This is a genomic window from Pseudoalteromonas qingdaonensis, from assembly GCF_038739665.1.
GTDB classification, from domain to species: Bacteria; Pseudomonadota; Gammaproteobacteria; order Enterobacterales; family Alteromonadaceae; genus Pseudoalteromonas; species Pseudoalteromonas qingdaonensis.
The window spans coordinates 54,976-71,094 of the sequence record NZ_JBCGCU010000005.1; the positions used below are offsets into that span (position 1 = coordinate 54,976).

Annotated in this window: 15 protein-coding genes and 3 tRNA genes; 2 read left to right on the plus strand and 16 right to left on the minus strand. The window is 50.4% G+C overall.

Features of this window, described 5'->3' with window-relative positions; all coding sequences use genetic code 11:
- Positions 1-130: 130 nt before the first annotated feature.
- The 12 genes from WCN91_RS06035 to WCN91_RS06090 all read right to left on the minus strand — a co-directional run bounded on the left by WCN91_RS06035 (position 131) and on the right by WCN91_RS06090 (position 12,500).
- Positions 131-754: a tetratricopeptide repeat protein gene (locus WCN91_RS06035; protein WP_342677274.1), complete on the minus strand. Its 624-nt coding sequence runs from the start codon at positions 752-754 to the stop codon at positions 131-133.
- Positions 755-872: 118 nt separating this feature from the next.
- Positions 873-2,189 carry an adenylosuccinate synthase gene (locus tag WCN91_RS06040; RefSeq protein WP_342677275.1) on the minus strand — a complete coding sequence of 439 codons (1,317 nt, stop codon included), beginning with the start codon at positions 2,187-2,189 and terminating at the stop codon, positions 873-875.
- Positions 2,190-2,314: 125 nt separating this feature from the next.
- Positions 2,315-2,509 (minus strand): DUF2065 domain-containing protein, encoded by a 195-nt coding sequence (locus WCN91_RS06045; protein WP_342677276.1) that lies wholly within the window; start codon positions 2,507-2,509, stop codon positions 2,315-2,317.
- Between the two features lie 75 nt (positions 2,510-2,584).
- On the minus strand, positions 2,585-3,463 hold the full coding sequence (hflC, locus tag WCN91_RS06050; RefSeq protein WP_342677277.1) for a protease modulator HflC: 879 nt from the start codon (positions 3,461-3,463) through the stop codon (positions 2,585-2,587).
- A 2-nt stretch (positions 3,464-3,465) separates the two neighbouring features.
- Positions 3,466-4,635, minus strand: a complete 1,170-nt coding sequence (gene hflK, locus WCN91_RS06055) for an FtsH protease activity modulator HflK (protein ID WP_342677279.1) — start codon at positions 4,633-4,635, stop codon at positions 3,466-3,468.
- Between the two features lie 142 nt (positions 4,636-4,777).
- Complete coding sequence (hflX, locus tag WCN91_RS06060) at positions 4,778-6,061, minus strand: ribosome rescue GTPase HflX (RefSeq protein ID WP_342677281.1); 1,284 nt, start codon at positions 6,059-6,061, stop codon at positions 4,778-4,780.
- A gap of 11 nt (positions 6,062-6,072) precedes the next feature.
- Positions 6,073-6,339, minus strand: coding sequence for an RNA chaperone Hfq (gene hfq, locus WCN91_RS06065; protein ID WP_105187956.1), 267 nt, complete (start codon positions 6,337-6,339; stop codon positions 6,073-6,075).
- A 79-nt stretch (positions 6,340-6,418) separates the two neighbouring features.
- Positions 6,419-7,336, minus strand: coding sequence for a tRNA (adenosine(37)-N6)-dimethylallyltransferase MiaA (gene miaA / locus WCN91_RS06070; RefSeq protein ID WP_342677286.1), 918 nt, complete (start codon positions 7,334-7,336; stop codon positions 6,419-6,421).
- Positions 7,337-7,342: 6 nt separating this feature from the next.
- Positions 7,343-9,193 (minus strand): DNA mismatch repair endonuclease MutL, encoded by a 1,851-nt coding sequence (gene mutL, locus WCN91_RS06075; protein WP_342677288.1) that lies wholly within the window; start codon positions 9,191-9,193, stop codon positions 7,343-7,345.
- 8 nt (positions 9,194-9,201) lie between these two features.
- Positions 9,202-10,542 carry an N-acetylmuramoyl-L-alanine amidase gene (locus WCN91_RS06080; RefSeq protein ID WP_342677290.1) on the minus strand — a complete coding sequence of 447 codons (1,341 nt, stop codon included), beginning with the start codon at positions 10,540-10,542 and terminating at the stop codon, positions 9,202-9,204.
- Positions 10,535-11,005 (minus strand): tRNA (adenosine(37)-N6)-threonylcarbamoyltransferase complex ATPase subunit type 1 TsaE, encoded by a 471-nt coding sequence (tsaE, locus tag WCN91_RS06085; RefSeq protein ID WP_342677292.1) that lies wholly within the window; start codon positions 11,003-11,005, stop codon positions 10,535-10,537. The genes WCN91_RS06080 and tsaE overlap by 8 nt, the downstream gene beginning before the upstream one ends.
- A 7-nt stretch (positions 11,006-11,012) precedes the next feature.
- Positions 11,013-12,500, minus strand: a complete 1,488-nt coding sequence (locus WCN91_RS06090) for an NAD(P)H-hydrate dehydratase (RefSeq protein WP_342677294.1) — start codon at positions 12,498-12,500, stop codon at positions 11,013-11,015.
- Between the two features lie 12 nt (positions 12,501-12,512).
- On the opposite strand from WCN91_RS06090, the gene queG reads away from it, so the two are divergent.
- Complete coding sequence (gene queG, locus WCN91_RS06095) at positions 12,513-13,679, plus strand: tRNA epoxyqueuosine(34) reductase QueG (protein WP_342677296.1); 1,167 nt, start codon at positions 12,513-12,515, stop codon at positions 13,677-13,679.
- Between the two features lie 119 nt (positions 13,680-13,798).
- Here the strand turns inward: queG and WCN91_RS06100 are convergent.
- From WCN91_RS06100 to orn, 4 genes are all read right to left on the minus strand, one after another.
- Positions 13,799-13,874 (minus strand) — tRNA-Gly (locus WCN91_RS06100).
- Between the two features lie 84 nt (positions 13,875-13,958).
- Positions 13,959-14,034: transfer RNA gene (locus WCN91_RS06105), tRNA-Gly, on the minus strand.
- A gap of 128 nt (positions 14,035-14,162) precedes the next feature.
- Positions 14,163-14,238 (minus strand) — tRNA-Gly (locus WCN91_RS06110).
- Positions 14,239-14,365: 127 nt separating this feature from the next.
- Positions 14,366-14,911: an oligoribonuclease gene (orn, locus tag WCN91_RS06115; protein ID WP_342677297.1), complete on the minus strand. Its 546-nt coding sequence runs from the start codon at positions 14,909-14,911 to the stop codon at positions 14,366-14,368.
- A 116-nt stretch (positions 14,912-15,027) separates the two neighbouring features.
- Between orn and rsgA the strand changes: the two genes are divergently transcribed.
- Entirely contained in the window at positions 15,028-16,086 is a 1,059-nt protein-coding gene (rsgA, locus tag WCN91_RS06120; RefSeq protein ID WP_342677299.1) for a small ribosomal subunit biogenesis GTPase RsgA, read from the plus strand.
- Positions 16,087-16,119: the final 33 nt, after the last annotated feature.

Sequence of the window (16,119 nt, forward strand, 5' to 3'; positions counted from 1 at the left end):
ACTATCTTAAACTATGATTTATGCTGTTATTTTAACCCATATAAGAAAAAGGCAACAGGGAATTACTGTTAAAGTTTTGGGTCTATTGAGCTTTTAAACCAAATAGATGCTCTTTCCCGCTATAAGAATGCTAGTGATCCTGAGGTAAGCGTGCTCGGGCAACCGCAGAGTCCGGCATTTTCTTGGCAAGCAAAGTCAATTGCTGGGCAATTTTATTGTGCTGAGCCTTATCAGCGACAGAAGCATTGAACAACCAGCGATAAGCATCTTCATAATCACGGGGGCTGCCATAACCTTGGTTATACAGCTTCACCAAACGCATTTGTGCTGGCAAGTTGCCCTGCGCCGCGGCTTCACGTAAATAGATAATGGCCATGGCCTTGTCCGCCTGCACTAGGCGACCTGTATCATAATAACGCCCCAATTGTTCCAACGCCTCGGCCAGGCCTTGCTCGGCGGCCTGACGCATATAGTACACACCTAGCTCCACATCCCGTTCCACGCAGACGTTATAGGCGAGCATATCACCATAGAGAAATTGGTAGGTCGGTAGCTGCATCTTACTGGCTCGAGCGGCAATATCTTGCACCAACTGGCAATCATCGTCTTTAACACGTTGTAGATGCGTATTCTTACGGATCAGTTCTACCAGCTCATCCTGGGTATACAGCTGCACCGCTTCCAAAGGCTCAGCAGCACGGGCCACGCCAAGGTTAAGGGCTAATAGAACACAAGTGGTAAGTAAATAACGCATAACGCTCCTTTGACGCTTTCTCGCTTAATGTCACTTCAACAGCAAAAGCAATGCCAAAATTTAAAAATATGGGCACAAAAAAAGCTGCCGAGGCAGCTTTTTCTAACACATTTGGTAATTACTCACCGAATGGGTTACGTACTATCATGGTCTCAACGCGGTCTGGACCGGTAGAGATGATATCAACAGGAACACCTGTGATTTCTTCAACACGCTTGATGTAGTCGATAGCTGCTTTAGGCAGGTCTTCAACGCGAGTCACACCGAAAGTGTTGTCGCTCCAGCCTGGCATTTCTTCGTATACCGGCGTTACCTTCTCGTAGCCTTCAGCGGCAAGCGGAGTTACGTTAGTAACCGTGCCATCTTCAAGCTGGTAGCCAGTACAGATCTTAATGGTTTCTAGACCATCAAGAACGTCAAGCTTGGTCATACAGAAGCCTGAAATGCTGTTGATCTGTACCGCACGGCGCATGGCCACGGCATCAAACCAACCGGTACGACGTAGACGACCTGTGGTCGCGCCGAACTCGTGACCCTTTTCACCTAAGTGCTTACCAACTGGGTCTTGCTTATCAAGGCCGTCGTAAAGCTCTGTAGGGAATGGACCTGAACCAACACGAGTAGTGTAGGCTTTTACGATACCTAGTACGTAGTCCAGGTTTAGTGGACCAAAACCAGCACCTGTCGCCACACCACCCGCTGTGGTATTTGAAGAAGTTACATACGGATATGTACCGTGGTCGATATCAAGAAGTGTACCTTGAGCACCTTCAAACAGGATGTTTTCACCGTTTGCGCGCGCTTGGTCAAGCAGCTCGGTAACGTCAACAACCATGGCTTTAAGGATCTCAGCCACAGCCATAGCGTCATCGTAGGTCTTCTGGAAGTCGACTGGCTCAACCTTGTAGTAATTTTCTAAAGTGAAGTTGTGGTACTCAAGGATCTCGCGCAGTTTGTTCGCGAATTGCTCTGGGTTGAACAAATCACCAACACGCAGACCACGACGTGCTACCTTGTCCTCGTAGGCAGGACCGATACCACGACCAGTAGTACCAATAGCTTTGTCGCCACGTGCTTTTTCACGCGCAACATCAAGTGCTACGTGATAAGGCAAGATCAGCGGACAAGCTTCAGAAATAAGAAGACGCTCACGCACAGGCACGCCACGCTCTTCAAGCATGCCGATTTCTCTCATTAATGCGTCAGGAGCAAGTACAACACCGTTACCGATGATACATTTAACGTTGTCACGCAGTACACCCGATGGGATCAAGTGCAGTACGGTTTTCTCACCATTGATCACTAGTGTGTGACCAGCATTGTGACCACCCTGGTAGCGTACTACTAAAGATGCTTTATCTGTAAGAAGGTCAACAACCTTCCCTTTCCCTTCGTCACCCCACTGGGTGCCTAATACAACGACGTTTTTACCCATTGCAAATTCACTTAGAAAAAATTAGGCGCAGATTTTACCAGAAAAGGGTGCCATAGATCACCCCGTTTTGGCTATTTTTTCCGCTAATAGTTTTTTTACTTTTTACTCATAGGACTAGCAAGGGATTAACCCGGTTGCACAAAGTGAAATAACACCGCACCTATGAGTATCAAAATTATGCCGGTCGCCTTAAGAGTGCGCTCATCGCTCTGCACTATCTGCAGTAAATAAGCGCGCCACTGTTTTGGAAATAGCGCCGGCCCCAGGCCTTCAAATATCAGCATCAATGCTACGGCACTTAAAAATAATTGCCAGCTCATTTAGCCTCCAGCGGTAAAATAATGACAAAAAAAAGCCCCGAGGCTAAATCTCAGGGCTTTTCAAAAATGGAGCGATTACTGCGCCGACGCGTTCTTCATATATTTGAAGAATTCGCTGTCTGGCTCGATCACCATCACATCTTGTTTATTCTTAAAGGTGTTTTTATACGCATCAAGACTACGCAGGAAACCGAAGAATTCAGGATCCTTGTTGTAAGCATTAGCATAAATACTGGCAGATTGCGCATCACCTTCACCTCGTACAGAGCGGGCATTACGCTCGGCATCCGCCAACATAACGGTAACGCGGCGGTCCACCTCAGCACGAATTTCTTCAGCTTTTTCCTGACCTTGCGAACGGTGCTCTTTTGCTACCGCGGTACGCTCGGCGCGCATACGCTGGTAGATTGAGCTGCTCACTTCGTCTGGCAGGTTGATTTGCTTCACGCGCACATCCAGCACTTCAATACCCAGCTCGCGGGCACTTTCAGAGGTCTGAATTAAGGCATCCGCCATCAACTCACTACGCTCACCAGAAACGATCTCACGAATAGTACGGGCACCAAAGTTGGTACGCAGGCCGTTGTTTACCTTTTGCTTAAGCAGGGTTTCCGCATAGTTTTTATCACCGCGAGTACGAAGGTAATAATCACTGAAGTCTTGAACACGCCACTTTACATAAGAATCAACGATCAAATCTTTTTTCTCGCTGGTTACAAAGCGATCCGGCGCACCATCAAGCGTTTGAATACGAGCATCCAGCTTGCGCACCTGAGCCACAAAAGGCACCTTAAAGTGCAGGCCCGGCTCATAAACCACGGCGTTGTCCGCATCATCTTTTTGTACCTTGCTAAATAGCAAAACAATGGCTTTTTGTCCTTCCGGTACCACAAATACCGCAGAAAAAGACATTACCACAGCGGCAATAATGAGGATTAAACTAAAATTTCTCACTCTTATCGTCCTCCATTAAAGCGGTCTTTAGCGAAACGGTCATTACCTGAATTCACCTGGCTGTTGTTCGATGAACTGCTGCCTAGTTTGTTACGTAAATCCTGGATGGTATTGGCATTTGGAACAGTTACTTTCTGGCCGCTTTGCTGCTGCATAATTTTATCCAATGGCAGATACATCATGTTATTGCCACCTTCAACGTCAACCAACACCTTAGAGCTGTTGCCAAGCACCTGCTCCATGGTTTCCAGATATAAACGCTGACGAGTAACCTGTTTGGCGCTGGCATACTCAGGGAGTAGCTTTTCAAAACGCGCCACTTCACCCTGGGCTTCCAGAGTGACACGCTCACGGTAAGCTTCCGCTTCCTGAGTCATACGGGTCACCTGACCACGGGCGCGAGGCTCGATTTCACGGGCATAAGCTTCCGCTTCACGGATAAAGCGCTCTTCATCTTCCTGCGCAGCAATGGCGTCATCGAAGGCGTCTTTTACTTCCGCCGGCGGACGAGAGTCTTTAAAGTTAACGTCGGTAACGACCAAGCCTAATTTATAAGGTTCGATAATACCGTTTAACTCTTCCCAGGTCTGTTGACGTACCAGCTCACGGCCAGTGGTCAATACCTGGTCCATCTTCGCATGACCCACCACATAACGCAGGGCGCTATCCAGGGCTTGCTGAAGACTGTGATCCGCATCGGTAACACTGTACTTGTAAAGGTATGGGTCAAGCACACGATACTGAACTTCAAACTCAACGCTAACCACGTTCTCGTCTTCAGTCAGCATAAAACCTGACGCCGACAGTGAACGTACCGCTTCGATATCCACGGGAATAACGTTTTCAATAAAGGTGGCTTTCCAACGCAGACCAGGCTCGGCGATACGGGCAAACTTACCAAACTGTAAGACCACACCACGTTCCGCTTCTTTTACGGTGTAAAAACCGCTCAAAGCCCAAATGATCAGCGCGATGATCACCACGATAAAGATGCCGGCGCCACCGACACCACCGCCTTTATTTCCGCCCTTGTTGCCGCCAAACAGGCCGCCAAATTTATCGGAATACTTTTTCAGTACCTCGTCTAAATCCGGTGGGCCTTGGTCGCGACCACCTTTATTGTCCCAAGGGTCTTTGCCGTTGCCATTGTTACCCGGCTCGTTCCAGGCCATAGCTCTACTCCATAGTTATCAATATTCGTTATTCGGGGTAATGCTAACTCAGCATCACCTGCGTTGTCACAGCGAGGCGTTAAACGCCCGGCAGTGAACAAAGAAAATCATTACTGGTGCTACTTTAGCGTATTTTGCCATGCTAAGTAAGGTAGCTATCGATTTGTTCGCCGATTTCCTTTTTCAACTTATTCCACTCGCTCATGGGGACTTTCACCTGCAGCAACCAGTTACCATCTTCATCATGGTCTTCCTTGCTGATACTGTTGAGGTTGTACAAGGCCCCCCGTAAACGCCCCTGACTCGGCGGCACACACAACAAGGTGTTGAGCATTTGCTTGGCCAGCAATTCGCTGATTGCCTGCTTTAGCAGCTCAACCCCTTGACCCTGTTGGGCCGACAACCACACTCGACGTGGCTTGCCTTCGTCGTCTCGGTCGATACGCGGCTCAACATCTTCAAGCTGGTCAATTTTGTTGTACACCAGCAATTGCGGGATCTCGTTGGCTTCGATCTCCTCCAGCACCTCCTGCACCTGCTCGATATTTTCTTTGCGGCGTGAGTCGGCGGCATCTATAACATGCAGTTGCAGATCCGCTTCACGGGTCTCGGTCAGGGTCGCTTTAAAGGCCGCCACCAGGTCGTGGGGCAAATGGCGAATAAAGCCTACGGTATCGGCGAGGATCACACTGCCAATATCCGGCACCTCTAGCTTACGCAAAGTGGGATCCAGAGTCGCGAACAGCTGATCCGCTGCATACACATCCGACTCGGTCAGGCGATTAAACAGGGTCGATTTACCAGCATTGGTATAACCCACCAGGGAAACACCAGGTATTTCATTGCGATTTCGCGCCCGACGCCCTTGTTCACGTTGTTTTGCTACTTTTTCAAGACGTTTAAGGATGTTTTTAATACGTGCGCGCAATAAACGGCGGTCGGTTTCAAGCTGGGTCTCACCGGGACCACGTAAACCTATACCACCTTTTTGTCGCTCCAAGTGCGTCCAACCACGGATCAAACGGGTAGAAATATGGCGTAGCTGCGCCAGTTCAACCTGGAGTTTACCTTCATGGGTACGCGCCCTTTGGGCGAAAATATCTAAAATCAACGCGGTTCTATCGAGCACGCGGCATTTGCACACTCGCTCTAGGTTGCGCTCTTGTGATGGGCTTAATTCGTGATTGAATATAATGACATCTGCGTTGTGGGATTGGACAATCTCAGCGATTTCTTCTGCTTTACCCGTGCCGACGAATAGCTTGGGATGCGGTGCCTGACGGCTGCCTTGCACAACCATCAGACGACTAACACCTGCAGAAGACACCAGCATTTCCAACTCTTGAAGGTCTTCTCTATCACCTTCATGGGGAAACTCTATGTGTACTAAGACTGCCTGTTCGCCGGCTTCATAACGGTCAAACAAGCACACTGCTCCTACTGATTAAAATTCCCTTCTTCTGACTCTGGCGCGTCTGTTCCTTGCGCACCGTGGAAGTTAACTGAACGGGCCGGCACTACGGTCGAAATCGCGTGCTTGTACACCATTTGGTTTACTGTGTTTTCAAGCAAGATAACAAATTGGTCAAATGACTGAATTTTACCTTGCAGTTTAATGCCGTTAACTAAAAAGATAGAAACAGGAACACGTTCACGACGTAACGCATTCAAAAATGGGTCTTGTAACGATTGGCCTTTTGCCATTGTTATTTTCCTTAGTTTTTAGATGTTATTATGTAACTATATCTGGAACATACTTAAAAGAAAAATCGTTCCAATAATATTAGCTTAGCGAACTTACTATACGTTGCAAGTTTTCACTATCCCCACTTTCAAGCCAGGTGAGGTCCGACCAACCGCGTAACCAGGTCAGCTGACGTTTTGCTAACTGACGGGTTGCCGCTACGCCGCGAAAAACCATCTCATCATAGTCAATTTCACCGGCGATGTAATCCCACATTTGTCTATAGCCGACACAACGTATCGATGGCAAATCTGGATGCAAATCATCCCTGTTATATAAGGACAAAACTTCATTTTCAAACCCCTGCTCCAGCATTATTTTGAATCTTTTCTCAATACGCTGGTGCAGAACCTTGCGATCGCTTGGCGCAATGGCAAACTGATAAACAGGAAAATCAAGAGCTTGCGCCTTGTTTTGCTGTAACTCCGTCATGGTCTTGCCGCTAATGCGATACACTTCCAGGGCGCGGTTAATACGCTGCGAGTCATTGGCATTAATTTTCGCCGCGGCCTGCGGGTCTATCTGCTGCAGCTGCTGATGCAAGGCCGGCCAACCTTGTTCTTTGGCCTCTTTTTCCAGTTGTGCACGCACCGCTTCGTCCGCCTCGGGCAAAGGCGACAAGCCCTCAAGCAAGCCTTTGAAATACATCATGGTACCACCCACTAACAAGGGCACCTTGCCTTGAGCGTGCAGCTCCTTGATATGCGCCAGAGCATCACTGCGAAAATCCGCCATGGAGTAACTTTCGGCCGGGTCGATAATATCAATTAATCGATGCGGCGCCTTTGCCAGCTCTTGGGCATTGGGTTTGGCCGTACCTATGTCCATGCCCTTATACACTAGGGCCGAGTCAACACTGATCACTTCGGTATCGAAGTGCTGGCAGAGCTCGATGGCTAGATCGGTTTTCCCCGAGGCCGTTGGCCCCATTAAAAATATAACTGGCAGTGTACTCACGAAACTTTAAGCGCTTATTTGGTTAAGGTACTGGGATACATCTATTTTAACGGCTTTTTGCTGTAAGTGCTGCATAATCTCGGGGCATTTTTGCAGCTGCAAGCGCCAGTTAAGAAAGTCCTGACCGTCAAAGTAAGTTTCCGGCACCTGACTTGCCAGCCATTGCAGCCAAGGCTGCTCACCATCTTTTTCACTGAGCGGCGCCGCCAATACCCGCTCGACCACCTCTTTGGCGTCCAGACTGTACAAACAGCTGGGTAAACGTTTAACCATCACATGCTGTTTTACCAGCTCCAGATCAAAGCCCAGCACCGCCAGCCAGGACTGGCTTGCCCCCAGCCGGGTAAACTCTTCACTATTGATAGCCACTCGCACCGGCAGTAACAGCGCACGCCCAGGTAGCTGGGCATCTTCTTCAAGCCCTTGCTGCCAGGCCGGTAATAACACACTGCGCCAATGCCCGAGGTAAAGCTCACCTTCCTGGCTTAAGGCGCAGCGCCCCTGATTTAAAGGGAGAATGTCGACGTTTTGCCCTAAAGCTGTCGCTCCTGCTACTGGCACGACCTGCTGCGCGGCCTGAGTAAAGCTATGCGCCTGCACCTCGCTAATGCCCTGATAAAAGCGATTAGCCTGTTCAATTTGTGCCGCTTTGGGCGCTGAGCTGTGGGCTTTAGCGCCATAGCCCGCACTCGCACTGCCGCCGCCCGATAACGCCCTAGGTGAAGCTGATGAAGGGCTTGCCCAAGTTTGAGATTCATTCTGCGGCTGCATAAGCTGAGGCTGCAAATGGGATTTCGGATAATCGCCGTATGCCTCTGACGTATTGGCAGTTTTCGCTTGTGCCTGCGCTTCCTGGTGGCCAAACAGGCTTTGCTCTGTGGTGATTAACTGCTGCACCGCCTGCAAAATAAAGTCATGCACCAGACGCGCCTGATGAAAACGCACCTCGTGTTTAGCCGGATGCACATTCACATCCACCTGGCGCGGGTCGATTTCCAAATACAACACAAAGGCCGGTACATGGGTGGCGCCCACATGCTCTTCAAAGGCCTGGCGAATTGCATGCAAGATCAGCTTATCGCGCATCATGCGGCCATTTACATAAGTATATTGCGGCTCGGTTTGAGTTTCCTGAGGCATGATCCAGCCATGCAAATACAGGCCCTGTTCGCCACTTTGCAGGTGCATGCCCTGCTCGGTAAAGCCCTTGCCAGCGACCTGCGCAATACGCTTCACCGCCAGCTCTTCGGACACAGGGCGATACTGGCGTACCACCTTGCCATTGTGCGTTAAGGTCAAAGCGATATCGAGGCGGCTGAGGGCTATACGCTTAAGAAGTTCATCGATATGGCTAAACTCGGTCTTTTCGGTACGTAAAAATTTGCGCCGCGCCGGGGTATTAAAAAACAGATCTTTTACTTCGATACTGGTGCCGTCCGGATGTGCCGTTGGCTGTACCTGCACCGCCATATCCCGCCCTTCGGCAAAGGCCTGCCAGGCTTCTGCTTGCGCCGCGGGCTTGGATTTAAGCGTAAGTCGAGAGACCGAGCTGATCGATGCCAAGGCTTCACCACGAAAGCCTAAGGAGCAAATATTTTCAAGGTCATCGAGACTTTTCAGCTTACTGGTGGCATGACGCGATAGCGCTAGGGTAAGCTCGTCTTTGGCAATGCCGCTGCCGTTATCGCTAATACGAATAAGCTTATGACCGCCGCGCTCAATGTCGACGCGAATGCGGGTAGCACCAGCATCCAGGCTGTTTTCAACCAGCTCTTTAACCACGGACGCAGGGCGCTCAACCACCTCACCGGCGGCGATTTGGTTAGCCAAACGCGCCGGTAATATCTCTATACTCATAAGCTCACTTAGGTGCTGGGAATGGTCAGTACCTGGCCGATATAGACCCGATCTGATTTAAGTTTGTTAGCCTGCTTCAAGGCATTGACCGAAACGCCATAGCGACTGGCGACCACGCTTAACGACTCACCGCGAGAAATCTTATGACGAGTTGGACTCTGCGCCTTAATGGTGGCGAACAGGGAATCATCCGGTGGGTTCTGTTGATAATAGCTGCGGATCGACTTAAACACAGCCTGAGCCAGTTTCTCCTGATGCCCCGCCGAAAGCAATAAACGCTCTTCCTGTGGGTTGGAGATAAAGCCGGTTTCCACCAGGATCGACGGAATATCCGGAGACTTCAATACTCCCAAGCTTGCCGCCTGCGGGTAGCGTTTATGCATTTTCGCAACCTTGCTCAGCTCTTTAACCGCCTCTTCTGCAATCTTAAAGCCGGTTTTCATGGAATGATCCATGGACATATCAAGCAGCGTCTGCGCCAGATATTTTTCACTGGCGGTATCGCGAATTACATCCGCCGCTCCACCAAGCAGCTCTGAATGCTTTTCCCTGTCCTCAATCCATTTACCGATTTCCGAGTTAGCCCGGCGCAGCGACAACACCCACACCGAAGCCCCTCTTGGCTGCGGGCTAGTAAAGGCATCCGCGTGAATGGAAACCAGGAAGTCGGCCTTGCCTTCACGGGCCTTGGCGCTACGTGAGTTGACCTTGATAAAGTAATCGCCACTGCGCACTAAATGCGCCTTCATACCACGCTCGGCATTGATCAAACGCTCCAGGCGTTTGGCGATTTTCAAGGTAATGTCTTTTTCATAGGTGCCGCTAGGACCTATGGAGCCTGGATCTTCGCCGCCATGACCGGCATCTATGGCAATCACTATGTCGCGATTGGTTTCAAGCACGCGATTTTTAGGCGCTTTCTCGACGCTTTGGCTGTCACTTTTATCGTACAGGTCGATCACCAAGCGGTCTTTATAGGGCCCGGTTGGTGCCAGCGCAAAGAGCACGGGTTTGGTCGGTTTAAGTAATTCAAACACCACTCGGGTAGAGCCGGCTTTTTTTGGTTTGCTGGCGCGGATCACATCAACAAGTTGATGCTTTTTTTCTATGTTAGGAAAGTCGCTGTGTCTGGCGGTGTTATTAATATCCACCACCAGGCGCCGCGGATTACTGAGCATAAAAAAGCTGTAATCCGGCTTTTCGGCCATATCGAATACGATGCGGGTACTATCCGGCGACGGCCAAACCCGCACTCCTTCAATTTTGTTCTGTGCCGATGCGGCAGCAGCCCACAGCACTAGTATGCAACTTAAGGTAATCTTGCTCGCGGTTATAATTGTTTTAAGCATTGCCTTTTAACTTCGTTACTATGTCAGCGCCTCGCTCGGTGTCGGCAAGAATGCTGATCTCACGCGCTTCACCGTTATACTCTAGCGTGATTTTTAAATCGGCGCGAGGGATCATCCCAGCCCCCTTACTTGGCCACTCTAGAATACATACGGCACTATTATCAAAATAATCCCTGATCCCCATAAACTCCAGCTCTTCGGGATCGGCTAATCGATATAAATCAAAATGATATATATTGACCTCGGGCAGTTCGTAAGGTTCCACCAAGGTATAGGTGGGACTCTTAACCTTGCCTTTATGGCCCAGTCCTTGCACTAGACCGCGACTCAAGGTGGTTTTACCCGCCCCCAAATCGCCATAAAGATAAATCACCACACCGCCCGCCACTAATTTGGCGAGAGTGTTGCCAAAGGCCACGGTGGCCGCTTCATCGGCTAAATACTGGTGAAATTCATGACTCATCTATTGCTTATCCTACTAATGCTCTTAAAACTGGGAATAAATCGCTGGCTAATAGCCCCTTGCCGCCTTGTGCCGCCGCCTGCTCGGCAGCAAATCCATGCAAGTAGGCACCAAGGCATGTGGCATCTTGGGCACTCAGGCCCTGGGCTAATAAAGCAGCTATAATACCAGATAATACATCACCCATCCCAGCACTCGCTAGTACCTCGCTGCCACTGCTGTTGATCCACAGCCTTTGCTCACACGCAATCAAGGTACCCGGCCCTTTTAACAGCGCGGTTGCCCGATAATGCTTTACCAGCTCGGTTAGCGCCGCAAAGCGGTTAGCTTCAACTTCAGCTACTGAGATATTTAACAGCCTGGCCGCCTCTTTTGGATGCGGCGTCAGCACGGCTTTCTCTAGTTCCTGAGGGTTTTGCGCCAGCAGGTTAAGGGCATCGGCATCAAGCACCTTAATTTTATCCTTGCCCTGCTTTAGCACCTGCTGCAGTAAGGTTTGAGCCCATTGGCACTGCCCCAGTCCGGGCCCTGCCACCAGCACCGAAGCCTTGTCGATCAGCGGCATCAATTGCTCCTGGGTCTCAACTCCATGTACCATCAACTCATAGCGCCCTTGCAAAACCGCCATGACATTATCCGGGTGGGTCGCCACACTGACCAGACCGGCACCGCAACGAAGCGCTGCTTCACTGGCCAAACGCGCGGCTCCGGCCATACCTGGGCCACCACCTATCACCAGCACATGGCCGGCATTATTTTTATGAGCACAGGACTGGCGCTGCGGGCGCTTTCTCATCATCTCATCATGAATCAGGCGACGCGCCTTGGGCATACAGATATGAGCAAAGGCCTGATCCACGCCCAAAGGCGCAAACCAGAGTAAGCCGCATTGTGCCTTGGCTCGTCCAGTGAGCATCCCTTGTTTTAAGCCGATAAAGGTCAAGGTATGGTGCGCGGCAAAAGCGCCGGGGTAAACCTCACCGCTTGTGGCATTTACGCCACTAGGAACATCGATGGCAATACGCACCGCACGCAATTCATTAAGATGTGTAAAGGTGTCTTGCAGCTCCGGGCTCATAGGGCGATCCAGACCAATGCCAAAGACACCGTCTATGATCAACTCAAACTGGTGCAAATTGGGTTTGGCCACACACTCACCACCGCCATCTTTATAGCGCTGCATCATTTCTTTGGCGTCGCTTCCCAAATGAGCTAAAGACAGCAGGGGCCACACCTGCACAGAGTAACCGGCGCGCATTAGTTGCTCGGCAACAACGAAACCATCGCCGCCATTATTGCCGCTGCCCACCAGCACCAGCACTCGTTGGTTATTGGCATAATGGGCCTGCACCCAGGCCGCCACGGCGCCACCAGCGGTTGCCATCAGCTCGGTCATGCTAATGCCACAGTGCTTGGCCGCATGCGCCTCGTTTTCTCTTAACTGTTGGGGGCTATAAGCCTGTTGTGGTAAATTAGTACTGTAGTTAAGATACATGGTTGTTTACTTTTGCCTCAAGACACTATCAATTATCCTGAACTAGCCCAGCAAATTAAGCAATGGGCAAGCGAACTGGGTTTTGCCGACGCGGCGATCTGCGATATCGATTTGCGCCAGCATGAAGCTCAGCTGCAACGCTGGCTCGATTTAGGATATCACGGCGAAATGAACTTTATGGCCGAGCATGGCACCAAACGCTCCCGCCCGGACGAGCTGGTACCGGGCACGCAGCGGGTGATCTCCCTGAAAATGCACTATCTGCCCCCTGATGCAGGCTTTGCCAAAACCTTGAAAGACCCAAATCTGGCTTATATTAGCCGCTACGCCCTGGGACGCGATTACCATAAGCTTATGCGCAACCGCATTAAGAAACTAGGAGAGCGCATCAGCGAGCAGGTAGAAAGTCTTGGCTTTCGCCCCTTTGTCGACTCTGCTCCTGTATTAGAGCGCCAGCTGGCCGCCAAGGCCGGGCTTGGTTTTACCGGCAAACACAGCTTAATTATCGATAAGCAGGCTGGCTCCTGGTTCTTCTTGGGTGAATTGTTTGTCGATATTCCCCTGCCGGTGGATGACCCCACCGAGCGCATCGCCAGCCAAGGGGACTGTGGTAACTGCGTGGCCTGCATGACCATGTGCCCTACCGGCGCCATAGTGGAACCCTTTGTGGTCGATGCCCGCAAATGTATTTCCTACCTGACCATAGAGCTTAAAGGCGCTATCCCCGAGCAGTACCGTCAGGCCATGGGCAACCGTATTTATGGCTGTGATGATTGCCAACTGATCTGCCCCTGGAATCGCTATGGCCAAATCACCGCCGAGCAAGACTTTCATGCCCGGGCACAATTACGTGACAAAAGTCTGCTTGACCTTTTTGCCTGGGACGAAGCGACCTTTTTAAAGAATACCGAAGGCAGCCCGATACGCCGCATCGGCCATCAACGCTGGCTACGCAATATTGCCGTGGCTCTGGGTAACGCCCCTTATGATCAAGCCATAGTGCAAGCCCTTGAGGAGCAGCTAGATGAAGTCGATGATTTGGTCGGCGAGCATATCCACTGGGCATTAGCGCAACAGCAACGAAAAGCGCAAGCCATAGAGATCAAGGTAATTAGCACACAAAAGAAAACTCAGCGACTTGTTCGCGCCGTGGAAAAAGGCTTAGTTCGGGATGCTTAGTTCGGGACATCCAGTTAGGACGAGCAATCAAGGATTCGAAGTCATAAATACCACGCACGATAAGGCATTGGTAAATTTTTGCTGAGAAAAAGAGGGAATTTTTATTTAATGGGGAAAATTGGAGCGGCACACGAGGTTCGAACTCGTGACCTCAACCTTGGCAAGGTTGCGCTCTACCAGCTGAGCTAGTGCCGCTTCATAAGGTCAGCAGTAAAAATAAAACTGCTTAAATAAATCTCTAGGGTTCTTACTAACTACCGAGATAAGAGGTTAGTAAATTGGAGCGGCACACGAGGTTCGAACTCGTGACCTCAACCTTGGCAAGGTTGCGCTCTACCAGCTGAGCTAGTGCCGCTCTATAAAATGCTCATAAATTCCCGCTGGAGCGCAACAGGTTGCGTCTAACGTTTTAGCAGCTGAGCTAGTGCCGCTTCATAGGTCTCTAAGGTTTTTACTAACTACCGAGACAAGAGGTTAGTAAATTGGAGCGGCACACGAGGTTCGAACTCGTGACCTCGACCTTGGCAAGGTCGCGCTCTACCAGCTGAGCTAGTGCCGCTTCATAGGTCTGCAGTTAAATAAAACTGCTTCACAAGGGCTTAAATAATGAACAAAGCTGTTCGTCTTAAGCGGGGCAGGATTCTACAAGATTGCCCCTTCTTTGCAAGCCCTTTTTTGGGATTTTTTTAAATTTTGAAGATTTCTGTACGATAAACCTGCAATTCCATGATCGAGTCCTTGATATCATCCAGTGCCAGGTGTGATCCCTGCTTCTTTACCTTATCAAGCACTTCCGGTTGCCAGCGTCGCGCCAACTCTTTGATGGTGCTGACATCAATGCTGCGGTAATGGAAGTAATTATCAAGCTCGGGCATATAGCGCACAAGAAAGCGGCGGTCCTGACCGATGGAATTACCACACAAGGGTGAAGCTCCTTTGGGTACCCACTGCTCAAGAAATGCCAGGGTTTCTGCCATGGCCTCTTGCTCAGTCACCTCACTGGCCTTGCAGCGAGCGGTCAATCCCGACTTACCATGTTGGTTGGTGCACCACTGGTCCATACCATCAAGCAACTCATCACTTTGCTTTATAGCGATAACCGGGCCCTGGGCCAGGATATTGAGTTCGCTGTCGGTGACTATGGTGGCAATTTCCAGGATACGATCATGCTCTGGGTCCAACCCTGTCATTTCCAAATCCAACCACACTAAATTTTTATCATTTACAGCCATACTCACCTAACCCTGCTTTACTTTCGGTTTAACGCAATAAGATATATCATATTAGCTTAATTCATAGAGCTAAAGCTTTTTTAAAAAGGTTTAGCCCAGCTAAGTACAGAGACCGCGTGGCAAAAAAGCAAAAACTGTCCAAAGGCCAGGCTCGACGCATTCGAGCCAATCATCAAAAGCGCTTACAACGCGCTAAAGAAAGCTCAGCCGACACCCAAACCAGCGAATTCGATAGCGATAACCTCGGCGCTCAAGAGCCCGGGGTTGTGGTCAGTCGTTTTGGCCAACATGCCGATATAGAAACGCCTGACGGCGACGTACTTCGCTGTAATATTCGCCGCACGGTAACCAGTTTGGTCTGTGGCGATGAGGTGCTGTTTCGCCGCGCCAACGTCAGCGACGGCGATATTGCCGGCGTGGTGGAGCTGGTTGAAGAGCGTCGCTCTCAGCTTACCCGACCGGACTTTTATGATGGCGTTAAGGTGGTGGCCGCTAACATCGACCAGATCCTTATGGTATCGGCCGTGGTGCCTGAGTTCAGCACGCAAATTATCGACCGTTATATCGTTGCCTGCGAAGACATGGGCATAGCCCCAGTATTGCTGTTGAATAAGGTCGACATGCTTGAAGATGAAGACCGCGATATGTTTATGGCAATACTCGCCGAGTACCATGAACTGGGCTACGACATTCATCTGGTCAGTAGCCACAGCGGTGAAGGCATGGACAACCTAAAAGCCGAGCTGGTCGATAAAAACAGTATTTTCGTGGGTCAAAGTGGCGTTGGTAAATCAAGCCTGGTGAACTCCCTGCTGCCGGATGCCGAGATCCTTACTCAGGAAGTCTCCTCCAACAGCGGTCTGGGGCAACATACCACCACGGTATCGCGACTACACCACCTGCCCAGCGGCGGTAATCTAATTGACTCGCCGGGAATTCGTGAATTCGGTTTATGGCATTTAGAGCCCGAACGTGTGGCCTGGTGCTTTAAAGAGTTTCGCCAGTTCTTAGGCGGCTGTAAGTTCAGGGACTGCAAACACCTGGATGATCCGGGCTGCTTATTACGCGAAGCCGTGGAAAATGGTGATATTGCCGAGTTTCGTTTTGACAACTACCACAGAATTATCGAGTCCATGGCAGATGGTCGTGCTGGGGCACGTAACCCAAGAGTGTAAACCGAGCGCTAACCCGCGGCGGCAAGAAACGGC